Below are 15547 nucleotides of genomic sequence, written 5' to 3' on the forward strand. Positions count from 1 at the left end.
TGTGGGTGATGTGTCGTGAGACGCCGACGCGCAGTCAGGGGGGCACGCCGCTGTCGGGATGGGCGCGATGCCGGTCACGATCGCGGCGGGTATGCCGCCGCTGCAGCCGCAATACGGGCCGAGCCGAGTCGGGTGGGTGTACGGGCCGCCGCCCTGCGCCGACGCGCCGAACGGCGGATACGGCTCAGAGGCCTTCGTTCAGGAAGTTCTGCGCGTACTGGAGCCGGTTGTCCATTTGCGGATCGGTCGCCTGCTCGTAGTCGGTGTCCCAGACCTGGGCAGCCTGCGACACGCTCGTCGTGTTCTTCAGGTCGGAGATCGTCTTGCTGTACGGGCCGTCGAGTTCCTGGTTCATGTAGCCGATGTTCGCGTCGAGGCTGCCCGGATCGAGGTTGTGCTGCTGCGCATACGCGATCTCGCCCTGCTTGCGTGCGCCGCCCCATTGTGCGAGGCCCCAGCCGTTCGCGTTGTCGTCCGCGAAGTTGCCCGACGGCGCGCCTTCGGCGCCGCCCTGGTTGACGTTCGGCTTCAGCCCGCTCTCCTGCTGCAGGTTGCCGAGCACGCCCGCGATCTGCGTGTCGTTGAGCCCGTAGCGGCTGCGCAGGTCGTCCGCGATCGCGTTCGCCGCACTGCCGCCGGTGTTCGCGGGCAGCGTCGACGCGTTCTGGCCGCGCGTCTGCCCGTCGCTCGGGCCGCCTTGCGGTTGCGGTACGCCGGCATTCGGCGGCGGTGCGTCGTTGGCCGGCGCCGCGTTGTTCGACGACGGCCCGTTCAGCGAGAACGAAAGCGGTGTGCCGTTGCCGCCGCTTCCGCCGCCGTCGTCACTCGCGAGCCGTATCTGCGGCATCCCGCCTCCGCTGCCCCCGCCGGCCGGCTGCGTTCCGTCGGCGGCCGATGCTTGCTTGAGCGCGGCGAACACCGCCTGCAGGATCTGCTCGAGCTGAGCCAGCACCTGCGAGATCTGCGCCTGGTTCGAACCGGAATCCTGCGAAGGGTCGAAATTCGTCGACCCTGTGGAATTCACACTCACTGACAAGGACATGACGTCTCCTTCCGGGAATCGCTTGACGGGCCACTTCGACCGACTATAGGCCGCGTCGCGGGCGACATGCGCGGCCGGTGCGAAGCAGGCGACGGGTTTGCGAATCGGCGCGCGGAATCGCGCTCGGTTGGCGCCGTCGCGGCGAAGTCGCGGCCGAACGGGCGCTCCGTGCGTCGCTCCCGCGCTTCGCACCGCGCGCCGGCGTTTCGTGTCGCGCCGCCCGGACGCTGCTCCGAGGCATACAGTCGAATGGCCTGCGGCGCATGCCGCCGGCAAGCGGCAAGCGGCAAACGATGCAGGCCTGACGCGGTCCGGCCAGCGCAAACGGCGACGCTCGTCGATCGACGCACGCGCCTACCCTGCTCACTCCCCGCGGAGAACGGCGATCATGATCACCCTTACCCTCCAGGGCAACGCCCCGATTTCCCGGGCCGATTCAGCGCCCGATGCAGGATCGGCGGACAACCCCGGTTCGCAACAGGTCGCGCAGATCATCCAGGAACTGATGGCGGCGCTCAAGAGCCTGTTGTCCGGACAGAACGGCGACGATGCGTCATCGTCGCCGGCGGTGGGCGGCACGAGCCGGTCCGCCGCGCCGCTGGCCAACTACGAGGCCTTGCCGCAGACGTCACCGCCGAACGGCCTGAATGCGCCGAACGATCCGAACACGCAGAACACGCAGAACACGCAGAACACGCAGAACACGCAGAACTCCCGGAACGACCAGAACCCGCCGACCGTCGGGCCGCTTTCCGGCGGCCCGGCAAAACGGTCGACCAACGCCGGCGGCGTGGCGCAGGCCGGCGCGATAGCCGGCATCGACCCGGCGTCGACGCAAACCGTCAACACCGGTACGGGCAACGACAAGACCTTCAACGTCACCAACAACACGAACCGGCCCGAGTCGTTCACGTACTCCGTGCAAGGCCAGAACAAGGCGACCCTCACGCTCGCGCCGGGCCAGACCGGCACCTTCGTCGGCGGTTCGCACGACATCGGCGTGCGGATCTCGCCGTCCGACGCGAACGGCAATACGCATCCGGACGAGGTGCTGTACGAAGACGGCGGGGCCGACAATGGTCAGGCGTCCGGCGCGGGCAATCCGGACGTGAGCAAGGTCGACGGCGACAAGGATTTCGCCGGCAACGACGAGAACATGACCGTGACGCTGTCCGACGGGCGTACTGCCGGCGACGGCGACGCGATCCGCCCGTACCTGTATTCGACCGACGATGCGGCCGCGATGGGCCTCGCGGGCGATCCGAGCAAGACGGTCAATATCGTGATGTCGGACGCGACGCGGCATTGACGACGCGCGGCGAGCGCCGGCCGGCGCATCGTTCAATGCCTCGCCTCGCCTCACCGCGCCGGATCAGGTCAGAAATGAATGATCCGCGGCGTCAGCAGGAACACGCGCTCCATGTGCTTGTGCGATCGATCCGTATTCCTGAACAGTGCGCCGACCAGCGGAATCTTCGACACCCACGGCACCCGCGCGACGCCGTTCGAATCCTTGTCGGTGCTGTAGCCCGCGATCAGCAGGCTCTCCCCTTCGCCGACGAACGCCTGCGTGTTGATCTCGCTGCTCGTGATCACCGGCAGCGTATCGACCAGATCGCCCGTGAGCTGGCCATCCTCGATGTGCACGTCGAGCTTGATCCGCGTCGCGCCGTTGTCCTGCACGACCATCGGAAGCACGCGCAGCGACGTGCCGGTCGATACCGAATACAGATCGCCGGACGTATAGCCCTGCACGCGCACGAAGAAGCGCGTCTTGTTGTCCATCACGGCCTCGACGTTGTCGAGCGTCGCGACCTTCGGGCTCGAGTCGATCCGCGCTTCCGATGTCGATTCGAGCGCGGTGATCCGCGCGAGCAGATAGCGCCCGGCATTGCCGAGCACCGCCGTGATCGCACCGCCGACGGGCGTGGCCGCGACGGACGTGGTGCCGTCGGCCAGCGTCGTCACGCCGAAGTTCGGGTTGATGTTGCCGTTGTAGCCGTTCTGCTGCAGCGTGCCCGAGCCGGTCTGCAGGTCGACGTGGCTGTTGTGCGCGCGCCAGTCCACGCCGATCTGCCTCAGCAGGTCGTCGTCGATCTCGATGATGTGCGCCTCGATCTCGATCAGGTTGGGGCGCGCATCGAGCTTCTCGATCAGCGGCGCATAGAGCCCGATGCGTTGCGGCGTGTCGCGGATCAACACCGAGTTGGTGGTCGGATCGGCTTCCACCACCGGCAGGCTCCGGTCGCCCGGCCCCGGGTCGGCCGCCATCGCACCACCCGCCCCGCCCTGCGTCCCATCCGTCACCGCGCCGTTCCTGGCGCCGCCGGACTGGCCGCCGCCGAGCAGGCCGCTCACCAGGCTGCGCGATGCGTCACCGCCCGCCATGCCCGGCGGCAGCGGCGGCACCGGCGAGCCGCCCGTGGTGCCGCCGCTCGCGTCGGTCATCGGCGACAGCCGTTCCAGGCCGCCGATCGCGGGCGCCGCATTGCTGCCGCCCGCGCCGGACTGCTGCGCGTGATAGAGATTCGACACGACCGTCGCGACGCCCGGCACGACCACGTTCTTGCCGTCGAGCTGCACCTTGTGGTCGGCCGCCCACGCGCTGCTGAGCTTGAATGCGCGCACCACCGTGCCGTTCGAGCGCTGCATGTTCTCGTCGAGATGCTTCGCGACGCCGGCCACCATCTGCACATACTGTGGCGGCCCGCTGATGATCACGGTGCGCGCGCTGCTGTCGTAGGTCAGCGGATAACGCTTGTCGTCGAGCCGCATGCCGCGCAGCGTATTGTTGAGATCGGCGATCGACGCATTGTCGAGCCGGACGATCTGCCGCGTGACGTCGTTCGCATTGCTGATCGACATGACGCTGCCGTCGTAGAACCACACGAAGCCGAACGTCGCGGCGAGCGTGTCGAGGATCCGCTGCGGCGGCATGTCGAAGCGACCGGTCACGGTGCCCTGGACGTTGTCGGCGATCGACGCCGTCACGCCCTGGCTCGCGAGCAGGTCGCGCAGCACATCCTTCAGTTCCTTGCCTTCGGCCGTGACGTGCGCGACGCTGCTGCGCCAGCGCACCGTGTCCGCGTGCGCTGCCGCCGTCGCGCCCATGCCGATCACCCACACGGCCCACGCCGCGCAAAATATCGCCTTCGATCTCATCGCTGTCGCACACCCGTTACGGAAGGAAAAATCGGTTCGTTATCGTTCGAGCGTGTGCGATGGCGCTTCGTCGAACTGCTTTCGATAGCCGTTGATCAGCGTCGAGCGGTTCTGCACGCCCCAGCGGCTCGCGGTGGCCAGCACGCCGCCGTCGGACGCCGAGCCGTCCACGAGTTCGGAGCGGATGCGCTCCATCCGCTGCCGGCGGATCAGCTCGGTCGGTGACATGTTCAGGAATTTCCTGAACGCGCTTTGCAACGCTCTCTCGGTCACGCCGACTTCCGCGGCGATGTCGCGCACGGACAGGTCGGCGTGCTCGAGGTTCTCGAGCATGAAGCTGTAGGCACGCCGATAGCGGGCCGGCAAGCGCGCGCCAATGTCGTCGAGCTGCGCGGTCTCGCGGATCTTGCGCTCGAGGAACGGCACGCGTGCCGACAGCGCTTCGCGCAGGCACTCCATCGAGGTCAGCGCATAGCGGCTGTAGAACTGTTGCGCGTCCTTCAGCCGCCCCTGCGCCTGGCGCGTCTTGGCCACGCAGTACAGGTATTCGATCTGCCGGTGTCCGCCCACGCCGGACTGCGCGGCGCCGTACAGCGGCTCGAGGATCATGTCGGCGATCTGCGCGGCATCGCACGCCAGCATCGCGAGTGCGATCTCGAGCCGCAGCGTCCGCTGGTAGTCGCGCAGGTTGTGGTCGCGTGCCCAGTTCACATGCTTGAGCAACCCGTCGACGGCATTCCGGTCGGCGCCGGTCGCATTGCGCAACTGGCACAGGTAGTCGACGCGTGCGCGCAGCACGGGAATATGCACGCTCGCGAGATCGATCCTGCTTTGCGCGCTATCGAGGTACGCGTGCAGCGACGCCCGTGCGGATCGGCCGTGCATCAAGCCGGACTGCCAGTAGACGTGATCCTGCAGCGCGGCCGACGAACGCAGCGTGCACTGCATCGCGATGTCGAGCTTCAGCGCCGCGAGCAGTTCATGCCAGGCCGGCATGGTCGGTTCCGGCGCCCCGCGGGCCAGTTCGCGCAGTTCGTCCAGTTCGCCGATCGCTTCGCTCACGCGGCCCAGTTCGTAGAGCACGCAGACGATGCCGACGCGGACTTCGAGCACGCGGTCGATCGGGATGTCGTCTTCGTCCGCTGCGCGGCCGAAGCAGGCCAGCGCGGTATTGAGCCGGTAGCGGAAGAGCGCCTGCCATGCGGTGTTGCGGCACGATTCCGCGCGCATTGCCTGGCGCGATGCGTTGCTCAGACGCTGCGCGGCCCGATAGGACTCCTCCGCTTCGACGTCGCCGCCGGTCAGCAACTGCATGTCGGCGTGCAGTTGCAGCGCGTGTGGCGGATTGCGCGTCGCATCGGCCTCGTCCGCCCAGCGGCTCGCCAACTGGCGCGCGACGCCGACGTCGCCATTGAACAGCATGGCGCCGAAACGATCCCGCCCTGCGGCGAAATCCGGGGTTCCCAGATAGGCCGCAAGCGGGAAATAAAGTGTCGAGAACATAACTGACTCCAGTGCGTGCCGGCTTGTCAGGCCGCCGTGGAGAACAGCGTAATGGAATGAAATATGAAGAAACTCAATTAATCTAATATCTGGCGATTTTTTGAGAAAGATTGAGTTTGAAATGAATTAGTAAACTAATGATTATCTGCCTTCCCATGTTTTGAGAAAATTCCATTCCATTGGGCTTCGAGGGAATTCAGGGCCAGTTGTCCGTGCACCTGGTCGACGAACAACCCGATAAAGATCGCGAGCATCGCGATCGCGACCGCGGCCTTCACCGGCTGGCTCAGGCTCGAAATATCCAGCTTCGACGCCGATTTCGACACGAAGCCGAACGCGATGTCGACCAGCACCAGGATGAACAGCAGCGGCGCGGCGAGCTTCGCGATCGACTGCATCAGCGTGTCCGTCTGCCGCAGCACGAAAGATTCCACGATATCGCCGGCGATCGGCGCGCCTTTCGCGACCGGCCACCAGCCATACGATTCGTAGAGCGTGCCGAGCAGGAACGTCATCCCGCCGAGCGCCCAGAACGCCATGATCGCGACCTGCTGCAGCAACGTGCCGACCGGCGTGCTCTGCTCCTGGCTGGCCGGATTGGTAATCTGGATGTTGTTGTGCCCGGTCAGGTCGTCGATATAGACGCCCACGCTTTCCGCGACCCAGAACACGGTCGACGCCGCATAGCCGAGCACCAGCCCGATGGCTGCCTCGCGCAGCATCACTTCGGCGAGAAACAGGCCGTGCAGCGCTTCGATGAACGCGATCGGCTGGCCCATCGCGACGTACGCGCTGAACACGATCGCGATCGCGTTGCGCACCGTGCCCTGGATCACGCCGTCCGCGGTCGGCGGGAACACGAACATCAGCACGAACAGCCTCAGCGAACAAACGCCGGTGACCGTCAGGTAGCCGATGAAGAGGCCATGGAGGCCGACGAGCGGTTCGAGCGTCTGGATCATCCGGTGTCATCCCTGGGCGGCACGCGCCCGGACGAACCGGGACGTGGCGATTTCCTCGTTTTCTTCGTCCTGCGCGTCCTCGCGAGCGAGATCGATCGCCCGCCGGATCGCTGCGATCCGTTCGCTGCACTGGTCGATCCGCTGCGTGTTGCGTGCGATGTCGCGCTGAATCCGCGCGATCTCGCTTTCCACGGCGTCGATCAAGCCGTCGAGCTGGGCCAGTTCCGCGACCATCGCGCGCCTGCGGTCGGTGACGACGCCGATGTACCGCACGCACTGGTTGAACGCGTCGATCGAAAAGCCTTCGCTGCCACCCGTCATCTGCGCGACGCGCGCCTGATAGCCGTCGATCACCCGCGTCTCGCCATCGATCTGCTCGACCTTCGCCGCGCGGCGCGCGAGCAATCCCGCGCGTTCGTCGTGCCGCGCGGCGAGTGCCTCGCGCCAGGTGTCGATCTCGCGCGTGCGCCGCGCATTCGCGTGCGTGAGCGCGGCGATGCGGTGGCCGCTCGCGTCCGCCATCAGGCTGCCGTCAGCGCATGCAGCCGCGCCTCGGTGTCGGCCAGCGCGACGATTTCGTCGGTGCGCTGCGACAGGAACGCCTTGATCGCGTCGTGCCGTGCAATCGCCTCGTCGGCAAGCGCATTTGCGCCCGGCTTGTATTCGCCGATCTGCAGCAGCATCTCGATCTCGCGGTACTTCGCCATCAATGCGCGCACCCGCGCGGCCGCGTCGACGAACGGCGCGGGCATCACCTGCGACATCACGCGCGACAGGCTGCCCAGCACGTCGATGGCGGGATACTGGTTGCGCGCGGCGATGTCGCGCGACAGGATCATGTGCCCGTCGAGAATCCCGCGCACTTCCTCCGCGATCGGATCGCTGCCGCTCTCGTCTTCGGCGAGCACCGTGTAGAGCGCCGTGATCGAGCCGGTCGCGCCCATCCCGGCCCGCTCCAGCAGGCGCGGCAGCTCCGCGAAGATGGACGGCGGGAAGCCGCGCCGGGCCGGCGGCTCGCCGGCAGCCAGCCCGATTTCCCGCCCGGCGCGCGCGAAGCGCGTGAGCGAATCCATCATCAGCAGCACGCGCAGCCCGCGATCGCGGAAGTATTCGGCGATCGCCGTCGCCACGTAGGCCGCCTTCGCGCGCTCCATCGACGAACGGTCGGACGTCGCGCAGACGACGACCGATCGCGCCATGCCGGCCGGCCCGAGGATCAGCTCGACGAATTCGCGCACCTCGCGGCCGCGTTCGCCGATCAGCGCGATCACGTTGATGTCGCAATCGGTGCCGCGCGCGAACATCCCGAGCAGCGTGCTCTTGCCGACGCCCGCCGGCGCGAAGATGCCCATCCGCTGCCCTTCCGCGAGCGTCATCATCCCGTCCACGACGCGCACGCCGGTTGCCATCGGCGTGTCGATCATGCGCCGGCTCATTGGCTCGGGCGGCGACGCGAACACCGGCTGCAGCGTGTCGGATTCGATCTCGGGGCCGCCGTCGACGGGATTGCCGAGGCTGTCGATCACGCGCCCGAGCAGCATGTCGCCCACCTTGACGGCGAGCGAGCGGCCCAGCCCGACCACCTGGGTCGAGCGCGAGATGTCCGTCAGCCGCGAGAACGGCGACAGCAGCGCGCAGTCGCGCGTGAAGCCGATCACTTCCGCGTGCTGCAGCAGCGCACCGGCCGGCGTGCGCAGCTCGCACAGCTCGCCCAGCGACACGTCGAGGCCGCCGACCTTGACGAGCGTGCCGATCACCTCGATCACCTTGCCGGTGCGCAGCACGCCCGGCCGCGCGAGGATCTCGCGCTCGATTTCGTCGGTCAGGCGCTCGAAGCCGAGCGTCCGGTCGAACCAGCCGTCCTTCATCGCGACACCTCGGCCGTCGCGGCATCGCCGTTTTCCGCATCGTCGTCGTCCGCGATGGCCGCCGGGTCGTTGGCGTCCTCCGCGGCGCCGTTCGCGTCGGCCGCGTCGAGGTAGATCGAGCGCTTCAGCGCACGCGCGACGGCGCTGCGCATCGCCCGCAGCTGCGTGTTCAGGCTCGCGTCGACCGAGCCGAAATCGGTCTCGCAGACGCACGCGCCGGGCTCGAGCTGCCGGTCGGCCACGATCGACACCGGAATCGGCCGGCCGAGGTCGCGCCATTTCGCCGCGAGCTGGTCGAACGCGGCACGTGCCGCTTCGTAATCCTGCGGATTCACCGCGACGCGCAGGTAGGTGGAATTGTCGATGATCCGGTCGACGGTCGACAGCGCGCGCTCGAACAGCGCTTCGCGATCCATGCTGTGCACGATGCTCTCGACCGCCGACGCGACGATGTCCGCCAGCCGTTCGCGCATGCGGACCTGCAGGCGGCTCTGCGCATCGGTCGCGTCGGCGAGCCGCTCCATCCATTCCGACAGCGCGCGGTTCGAGCCCTCGCGGTAGCCGCGCTGTTCAGCTGTTTCGTAGGTGTCGCGCGCCGCATCGAGCAGCAGCTCGGCCTGTTCCTCGCCCGCCGCGACGATCGCGGCGGCTTCGGCGTGCGCGTCCTCGAGCACCCGCGCGCGATCCGCGTCGAGCTGCGCATAGGCGTCCGCGATCGACAGCAGATGGCCGAACGTCTCGCGCCGGATCACGTCGCCGTGCACGCCGAACCGTACCGCGGGGGCGCCCTCGCCCCCGTCGTCGGTGCCGGCCGTCAGCCGGCTGCTGTTCAGCCAAATAACCATGCCCACTCCCGAAGCAATTCAGGCAGACGACGAAACAATCGAGCCGTGCCCGCTTCGTCGTGCTGCGTCGGCAACGCGTTGAGCCAAGCGGGCACGTCGGTCATGCGCGGCAACGCGAGCCGCGACAGCGGAAACGGCAGCCCGGCCGCGCCCTTCAGGTCGCGCAGCATCAGCAGCATCCCTTCGACCGCAAGCGTCTGCGCATCCAGCGACGCGAGCGGCGGCATCGCGACGGCGGCAAGACGGGCCGCGTCGTTCGCGCTGTCGGTGTTCGGGCCGCTCATCAGCACGTCCACGTCGAGCCCCGTCCAGTCGGCGAGCCGCCGTTGCGCGTGCCGGTCGATCAGCCGCCGCACCTCGCCGCGGCGCAGCAGCAGCGCACGCATCCGCCAGATCCGCAGTGTCAGCGGCGCGGGCGCGACGTCCAGCAGGCACGCGTTAGGCTGCGGCGCGACGGCCGTGCCGATGCGGGCGAATCCGCCCTGCGACAGTTCGACGAATCCCGGGGACGTCACGCCGAGCGCGCGCACCAGCGCGCGCGAGCACCGTACGGCGGCGCCGGCCGGCGCGCCCGCGAGCAGCGCCCGCCAGTCCTGCAGCCGGGCTTCGGGCACGCCGAGCGATGCGGCGATCCAGGACGGATGCACCCAGTCGGCGACGGAATCGACGTTGTCGCGATGGCGGTCGAGCGCGGTCGCGACGCGCACGGCCGGCACGCCGGCGTCGAGCCCGGCAGGCGCTGCGAATCCCGCCATCGTCTACGGCTCCTTGCGGGCCGGCCGGAAACGCCCGGCGAAAGCGTCGAGCCACCCCTGCAGCGACGGCGCGCCGCTGTTCGCGCCGAACCTTGCGCCGAACCGGTACGCGGCGAAGCCGGCGCCCGCAAGGAGCGCCGCGACGGCGGCACCGAGCATGACCATCCACCACGGGTTCGACGCGGGCGGCGTGTATTTCGACAACTCGACCGGATCGGCGGCGACCGTCGTGACGCTCACGTGGTCGTAGGTCAGCCCTTCGACGCTGTGCATCACGAGCGTCTTGATCTGCGGGATCAGCGTGTTGATGTCCGCGTCCGGCCGGTACTTGATGAACACGGCGGCGGACGACGGCTTGATCTCCTGCGCGAGCGGGTCGTTGTTCGGCAGCACGATCTGCACGCGCGCGACGAGCACGCCGTCGATCTTCGACAGCGTCGACGACAGCTCCTGCGAGATGCCGTACACGAAGCGCACGCGCTCCTCGGTCGGTGTCGACACGAGGCCGTCCTTCTTGAACAGCTCGCCGAGGTCGTTGAACTTGCTGTGCGGCAGCCCGCGCGAGCGCAGAACCTCCATCGCGCGCACGACCTGCGCGTCGTCGACATTGAGCGTCCAGTTCTTGCCGCCGTCGGGGCTGTCCTTGCTCGCGGACACGCCCTGCTCCAGCAGCGCGACCAGCATCTCGTTCGCGTCCTGCTCGGTGAGACTGCCGTACAGTTCCTTCTTGCATCCGCCGAGCAGCGCGATGCACAGCGCGACGACCGCAATGCGCGCCGCGCGACGATTCGACTTCAAGGAATTGCCCCCCGCCCTTCGGGCACTGCCGTTCGCGACGTTCCGCTCCGCACGCTGGCGGACCGCGGTGCTCATTGGTTCTTCATCAGCGTCTGCACCGACGACTTCGACGATTCCGCGAGGCTCATCTTGACCTGCATGTTCATCTGCATGCTGGTCATCTCGTACATCATCTGGATGGTGCGCTGGGTCATCTCCGTCATCGACATGCCCGGCAGGTCGGCCGTCAGCTTGCCGACGTCCTCGATCGTGTGCCGGAACTGCACGTCCTGCGCTTCGATCGCTTTCGACACCGACGACGACAGATGGCTGCCCGCTTGCTCGGGTGGCGCCATCGGCGCGCGCGCCATCAGCGCCGTGAACTTGTCGCCCAGCTCGGTCGTCGCGGGAGCGGCGGCCGCGGGCGTTGCCGCCGTTGCCGTCGTTGCATCCAGGGCGGCCGGTGCGAGCTGGCTGACGGGATCGATGGACATGTCGAACCTCCTCTGAATTACGCGCGCAGGAATGCGCCGCCGTGGAACATCTCGGCCGCCGGCGTGGGGTCGTGCTGCGCGGCGTGCTCCGGTTCGTCGGCGCTTGCGCCGGCTTCCTCGAGCGACGCCGGGGCGACGAACGGCTGGCCCGGACGATGCTCGCGGATCGCGCGATCGACCTCGTCCTTCACTTCGAGCGCCCGCACCAGCGCGCGCGTGTCCTTGTTGTCCGGATCGTCCGCGAGCGCTTCGGTCGCGATCTGCCGCCACGACGGATCGCCCATCGACGACAGCGAGAACGCGAGCAGCGCCTTCGCATAGCCGAACTGCGGGCGCATCTCGATGACCCGCAGCAGGACCTGGTTCGCTTCCTGCCACTGTCCCTTCGCCATGCGAAGGAGGCCGTCGAGCGCATCGATCTCGACGACGCGCGGGCGCAGCAGCCGCAGCGCGTCGATCACCTGTTCGATGTCGAACAGGTCGACGTGCGTATTCGGAAAATTGTCCAGCAGCGCCACGGAGACGGTCTCGATCAGCCCGCCAATGAATTCCGGGCTGCAGTTCAGGTACTCCGGCGTGTCTACGGTCATGGCAACGCACTCCTGCGATGAGAGGGAAACGGGCCGGCCGGTCGTGCGGCCGGCGGCGCGCCGTCGGATGCATGCCGACGCCTGCCAACATAGCAATTCCGTCCCGGCCGGCCACCGCGCATGCGAAGCCAGCGCGCGCGAGGCGAAGCGTGCCGGGCGGGCCGCGTCGGCCGGCCGCTCGCTTCGGCAGGCGCCGCGCCGCTTCGCATTGCGCCCGCTCGCCGCGTGCGGCGGGCGCTAAGGTCGTCGCAGCGGCGCGAATGCGTGCCCCTTATCGATCCGATCCGGCCGAGATGTGCCGCGGGCTTATCCATGAGCGACGAAAAGACTGAACAGCCCACCGACAAGAAACTCGAGGACGCGCGCAAGGACGGCGAGGTCGCGCGCAGCACCGATTTCTCCGACGCGCTGTCGATGGCCGGTGCGCTGATCGCGCTGGTCGCGACGGCGCCGCTCTTTCGCGACGGGCTGCACGAACTCGTGTCGATCCCGCTGTCGTTCGTCGCGCAGGACCGCACGCTGGAGCGCATGCACGCCGACCTGTTCCGGCTCGGCGCTACCGCGCTGAAGCTGATCGTGCCGTGCGTGTTCGCCGCCGCGCTGGCGTCGACGGCCGGCTCCATTGCGCAGACCGGCTTCCGCATCGCGACCAAGCCGGTCACGCCGAACATGCAGACGGTGAATCCGGCGAGCGGCATCAAGCGGATCTTCTCCGCGAAGAGCCTGATCGACTGCGCGAAGATGGTCGTCAAGGCGATCGTCCTCGGCTGGGTGATGTGGCAGTCGATCAAGTGGCTGTTCCCGCTCGTGGTCGGTTCGATCTACCAGCCGCTCGGCGGGCTGTCGCTGATGTTCCGGGACATGCTGATGAAGCTCGGCGCGATTTCCGTCGGCATTTTCCTGCTGGTCGGCGCCGTCGACATCAAGCTGCAGCGCTTCCTGTTCATCAAGAAGATGAAGATGAGCAAGGACGAGGTGAAGCGCGAGCACAAGGAGCAGGAAGGCAGCCCCGAACTCAAGGGCGAGCGCCGCCGCCTCGCGCGCGAGCTGGCGAGCACGCCGCCGAAGCCGCGCGTCGGCCTGGCCAACGTGCTGGTCGTCAATCCGACCCACTTCGCGGTCGCGGTGCGTTACGCGCCCGACGAACACCCGCTGCCGGTCGTGATCGCGAAGGGCATGGATGCGGACGCGGCGTCGCTGCGGCGCGCGGCGCGCGACGCCGGCGTGCCGATCATCGGCAACCCGCCCGTCGCGCGGGCGCTCTACAGGGTCACGCTGAACCAGCCGATCCCGGAAGAGCTGTTCGAGACGGTCGCCGCGATCCTGCGCTGGGTCGACGCGATCGGCTCGCCCTCTACCCCACCCCTTCACTGAGCGTTCCGATGTTCAAGGCCCTCAAGATTCCGGCAGGCGGCGAAATCGGCATCGCGCTGCTGGTGACCGCGATCATCTCGCTGATGATCCTGCCGCTGCCGCCCGAGCTGATCGACATCCTGCTCGCGATCAACATCACGATCAGCGTCACGTTGCTGATGGTCACGATGTACGTGCCGGACATCGTGTCGCTGTCCGCGTTTCCGTCGCTGCTGCTGTTCACGACGCTCTACCGGCTGTCGCTGAACATCGCGTCGACCAAGTCGATCCTGCTGCATGCCGAGGCCGGCAACATCATCGACAGCTTCGGCAAGCTGGTGGTGGGCGGCAACCTCGTCGTCGGGCTGGTCGTGTTCATCATCATCACGACCGTGCAGTTCATCGTGATCGCGAAAGGCTCGGAACGCGTGGCCGAGGTCGGCGCGCGCTTCACGCTCGATGCGATGCCGGGCAAGCAGATGAGCATCGACGCCGACCTGCGCGCGAACCTGCTGAGCCCCGAGGAAGCGCGCCACCGCCGCGCGACGCTCGCCATCGAGAGCCAGCTGCACGGCGGGATGGACGGCGCGATGAAGTTCGTGAAAGGCGATGCGATCGCCGGCCTCATGATCACGACCATCAACATCGTCGCGGGCATCGCGGTCGGTGTCGCCTATCACGGAATGAGCGCGGGCGAGGCGGCGAACCGCTTCTCGGTGCTGTCGGTCGGCGATGCGATGGTGTCGCAGATCCCGTCGCTGCTGCTGTCGGTCGCGGCCGGTGTGATGATCACGCGGGTCGCGGACGAGCGCAGCCACAAGCCGCGCTCCCTCGGCGAGGAAATCGGCCGCCAGCTCGGCTCGAGTTCGCGCGCGCTGTATTTCGCCGCGTTGCTGCTGCTCGGCTTCGCGCTGGTGCCCGGGTTCCCCGTCGTGCTGTTCCTGCTGCTGTCCGCGATCCTCGCGTTCATCGCGTACAAGCTGAACGACAGGCAGCCGCAGCACGGGCCGGCCCAGGACGGATTGCAGGCGATGCAGCGTTCGGGCGCGAAGGCCGATACGCCCTCGATCATGACGCGTGCACCGCAGTTCGCCTGCCCGATCGGCGTGCGCGTCGCCCCCGACCTGATGCAGCGGCTGGTGCTGCCCGTGCTCGACAAGTCGTTCGGCGCGGAGCGCGCGCGGCTGCAGGAAGAACTGGGGCTGCCGTTTCCCGGCATCACGATGTGGACCCATGCTGGCCTGCCCGCGATGCACGCGGAGATCCTGATCCACGACGTGCCGCATCTGCTGGTCGAGCTGCCGGCCGGCATGGTCATGCTGCCGGAGCCCGAGCGCGTCGCGACGGGCACGCCGCTGTCGCCCGAGGACGTGCAGCAGCGCGACGCGCTGGTCGCGAAAGGCGAACCGCGCCCGCCGATCGATCCCGGCGGCCGGCCGACCCACTGGGTCGACGCGCGCGAGGTGCCGGCGCGCATTCCGGCGTGGGGCCCCGAGCAGGTCATCGCGCACGCGTCGGTCGCGCTGATGCGCCACCATGCGACACAGTTCCTCGGTATCCAGGAAGTGCAGTGGATCATGGAGCAGCTCGGAGAGGATCACCCGGGGCTCGTCGCGGAAGTCCAGAAGGTGCTGCCGCCGCAGCGGATCGCCGACGTGCTGCGGCGCCTGCTCGAGGAACAGATTTCGATCCGCAACGTGCGGACCATCATGGAAAGCCTGATCGCGTGGGGGCCGAAGGAAAAGGACATGCTGATGCTCACCGAGTACGTGCGGGGCGACCTGTCGCGCTTCCTCGCGCATCGCGCGACACGCGGCCAGCGCACGCTGCCGGCCGTGCTGCTCGACCTGCCGATCGAGCAGCACATCCGGCAGGCGATCAAGCAGACGCCGACGGGCAATTTCCTCGCGCTCGCGCCGGACGAGATCGGCCTGCTGATCGACAAGATCCAGGCGGTCGTCGGGCCGCAGCCGACCGACGGCGTCGCGCTCGTCACGTCGATGGACATCCGCCGCTACGTGCGCCGGATGATCGAGGCGAAGCTGGGCTGGCTGCCCGTGTACTCGTACCAGGAACTGGGCGAGCACGTCGATCTGCGCCCGATCGGCCGCATCACCGTCTGACGCCGCGCCGTGCCCCGCATCGACAGCCGCGACGCGCGAGCGCTGCCGCCCCCGGACGACGCGGGCCCGCGGT

Annotated in this window: 14 protein-coding genes; 3 read left to right on the plus strand and 11 right to left on the minus strand. The window is 68.0% G+C overall.

What is annotated here, in order from left to right; translation table 11 throughout:
* Positions 1–184: 184 nt before the first annotated feature.
* Complete coding sequence (locus tag G3N64_RS23335; RefSeq protein ID WP_241021165.1) at positions 185–1042, minus strand: phage tail tip lysozyme; 858 nt, start codon at positions 1040–1042, stop codon at positions 185–187.
* Between the two features lie 388 nt (positions 1043–1430).
* On the opposite strand from G3N64_RS23335, the gene G3N64_RS23340 reads away from it, so the two are divergent.
* Positions 1431–2351 (plus strand): hypothetical protein, encoded by a 921-nt coding sequence (locus tag G3N64_RS23340; RefSeq protein ID WP_205786017.1) that lies wholly within the window; start codon positions 1431–1433, stop codon positions 2349–2351.
* Between the two features lie 68 nt (positions 2352–2419).
* On the opposite strand, the gene sctC is transcribed toward G3N64_RS23340, so the two are convergent.
* The 10 genes from sctC to G3N64_RS23390 form a co-directional block, all read right to left on the minus strand.
* Entirely contained in the window at positions 2420–4204 is a 1785-nt protein-coding gene (gene sctC, locus G3N64_RS23345; protein ID WP_205786018.1) for a type III secretion system outer membrane ring subunit SctC, read from the minus strand.
* A 39-nt stretch (positions 4205–4243) separates the two neighbouring features.
* Positions 4244–5707, minus strand: a complete 1464-nt coding sequence (locus tag G3N64_RS23350; RefSeq protein WP_205786019.1) for a helix-turn-helix transcriptional regulator — start codon at positions 5705–5707, stop codon at positions 4244–4246.
* Between the two features lie 134 nt (positions 5708–5841).
* Positions 5842–6669, minus strand: a complete 828-nt coding sequence (gene sctT, locus G3N64_RS23355) for a type III secretion system export apparatus subunit SctT (protein WP_205786020.1) — start codon at positions 6667–6669, stop codon at positions 5842–5844.
* Between the two features lie 6 nt (positions 6670–6675).
* Positions 6676–7191: a type III secretion protein SctO gene (locus G3N64_RS23360; protein WP_205786021.1), complete on the minus strand. Its 516-nt coding sequence runs from the start codon at positions 7189–7191 to the stop codon at positions 6676–6678.
* Positions 7191–8537, minus strand: a complete 1347-nt coding sequence (gene sctN / locus G3N64_RS23365) for a type III secretion system ATPase SctN (RefSeq protein ID WP_205786022.1) — start codon at positions 8535–8537, stop codon at positions 7191–7193. Before sctN ends, G3N64_RS23360 begins: the two co-directional genes overlap by 1 nt.
* Positions 8534–9382 carry a type III secretion system stator protein SctL gene (sctL, locus tag G3N64_RS23370; RefSeq protein ID WP_205786023.1) on the minus strand — a complete coding sequence of 283 codons (849 nt, stop codon included), beginning with the start codon at positions 9380–9382 and terminating at the stop codon, positions 8534–8536. The genes sctN and sctL overlap by 4 nt, the downstream gene beginning before the upstream one ends.
* Complete coding sequence (locus G3N64_RS23375) at positions 9367–10137, minus strand: type III secretion protein HrpB4 (protein ID WP_205786024.1); 771 nt, start codon at positions 10135–10137, stop codon at positions 9367–9369. The genes sctL and G3N64_RS23375 overlap by 16 nt, the downstream gene beginning before the upstream one ends.
* Positions 10138–10140: 3 nt before the next feature.
* The gene (gene sctJ, locus G3N64_RS23380) at positions 10141–10935 is read right to left on the minus strand and encodes a type III secretion inner membrane ring lipoprotein SctJ (RefSeq protein WP_241021166.1); all 795 of its coding nucleotides are present in this window, start codon (positions 10933–10935) and stop codon (positions 10141–10143) included.
* Positions 10936–11006: 71 nt separating this feature from the next.
* Positions 11007–11408, minus strand: a complete 402-nt coding sequence (locus G3N64_RS23385; RefSeq protein WP_205786026.1) for a type III secretion protein HrpB2 — start codon at positions 11406–11408, stop codon at positions 11007–11009.
* Positions 11409–11425: 17 nt separating this feature from the next.
* The gene (locus tag G3N64_RS23390; RefSeq protein WP_205786027.1) at positions 11426–11998 is read right to left on the minus strand and encodes an HrpB1 family type III secretion system apparatus protein; all 573 of its coding nucleotides are present in this window, start codon (positions 11996–11998) and stop codon (positions 11426–11428) included.
* Between the two features lie 312 nt (positions 11999–12310).
* Between G3N64_RS23390 and sctU the strand changes: the two genes are divergently transcribed.
* Entirely contained in the window at positions 12311–13372 is a 1062-nt protein-coding gene (gene sctU, locus G3N64_RS23395) for a type III secretion system export apparatus subunit SctU (protein WP_205786028.1), read from the plus strand.
* Between the two features lie 8 nt (positions 13373–13380).
* Positions 13381–15474 (plus strand): type III secretion system export apparatus subunit SctV, encoded by a 2094-nt coding sequence (sctV, locus tag G3N64_RS23400; protein WP_205786029.1) that lies wholly within the window; start codon positions 13381–13383, stop codon positions 15472–15474.
* Positions 15475–15547 lie beyond the last annotated feature (73 nt).

The sequence above is a fragment of the Burkholderia sp. Ac-20344 genome, assembly GCF_017104975.1.
GTDB lineage: Bacteria > Pseudomonadota > Gammaproteobacteria > Burkholderiales > Burkholderiaceae > Burkholderia.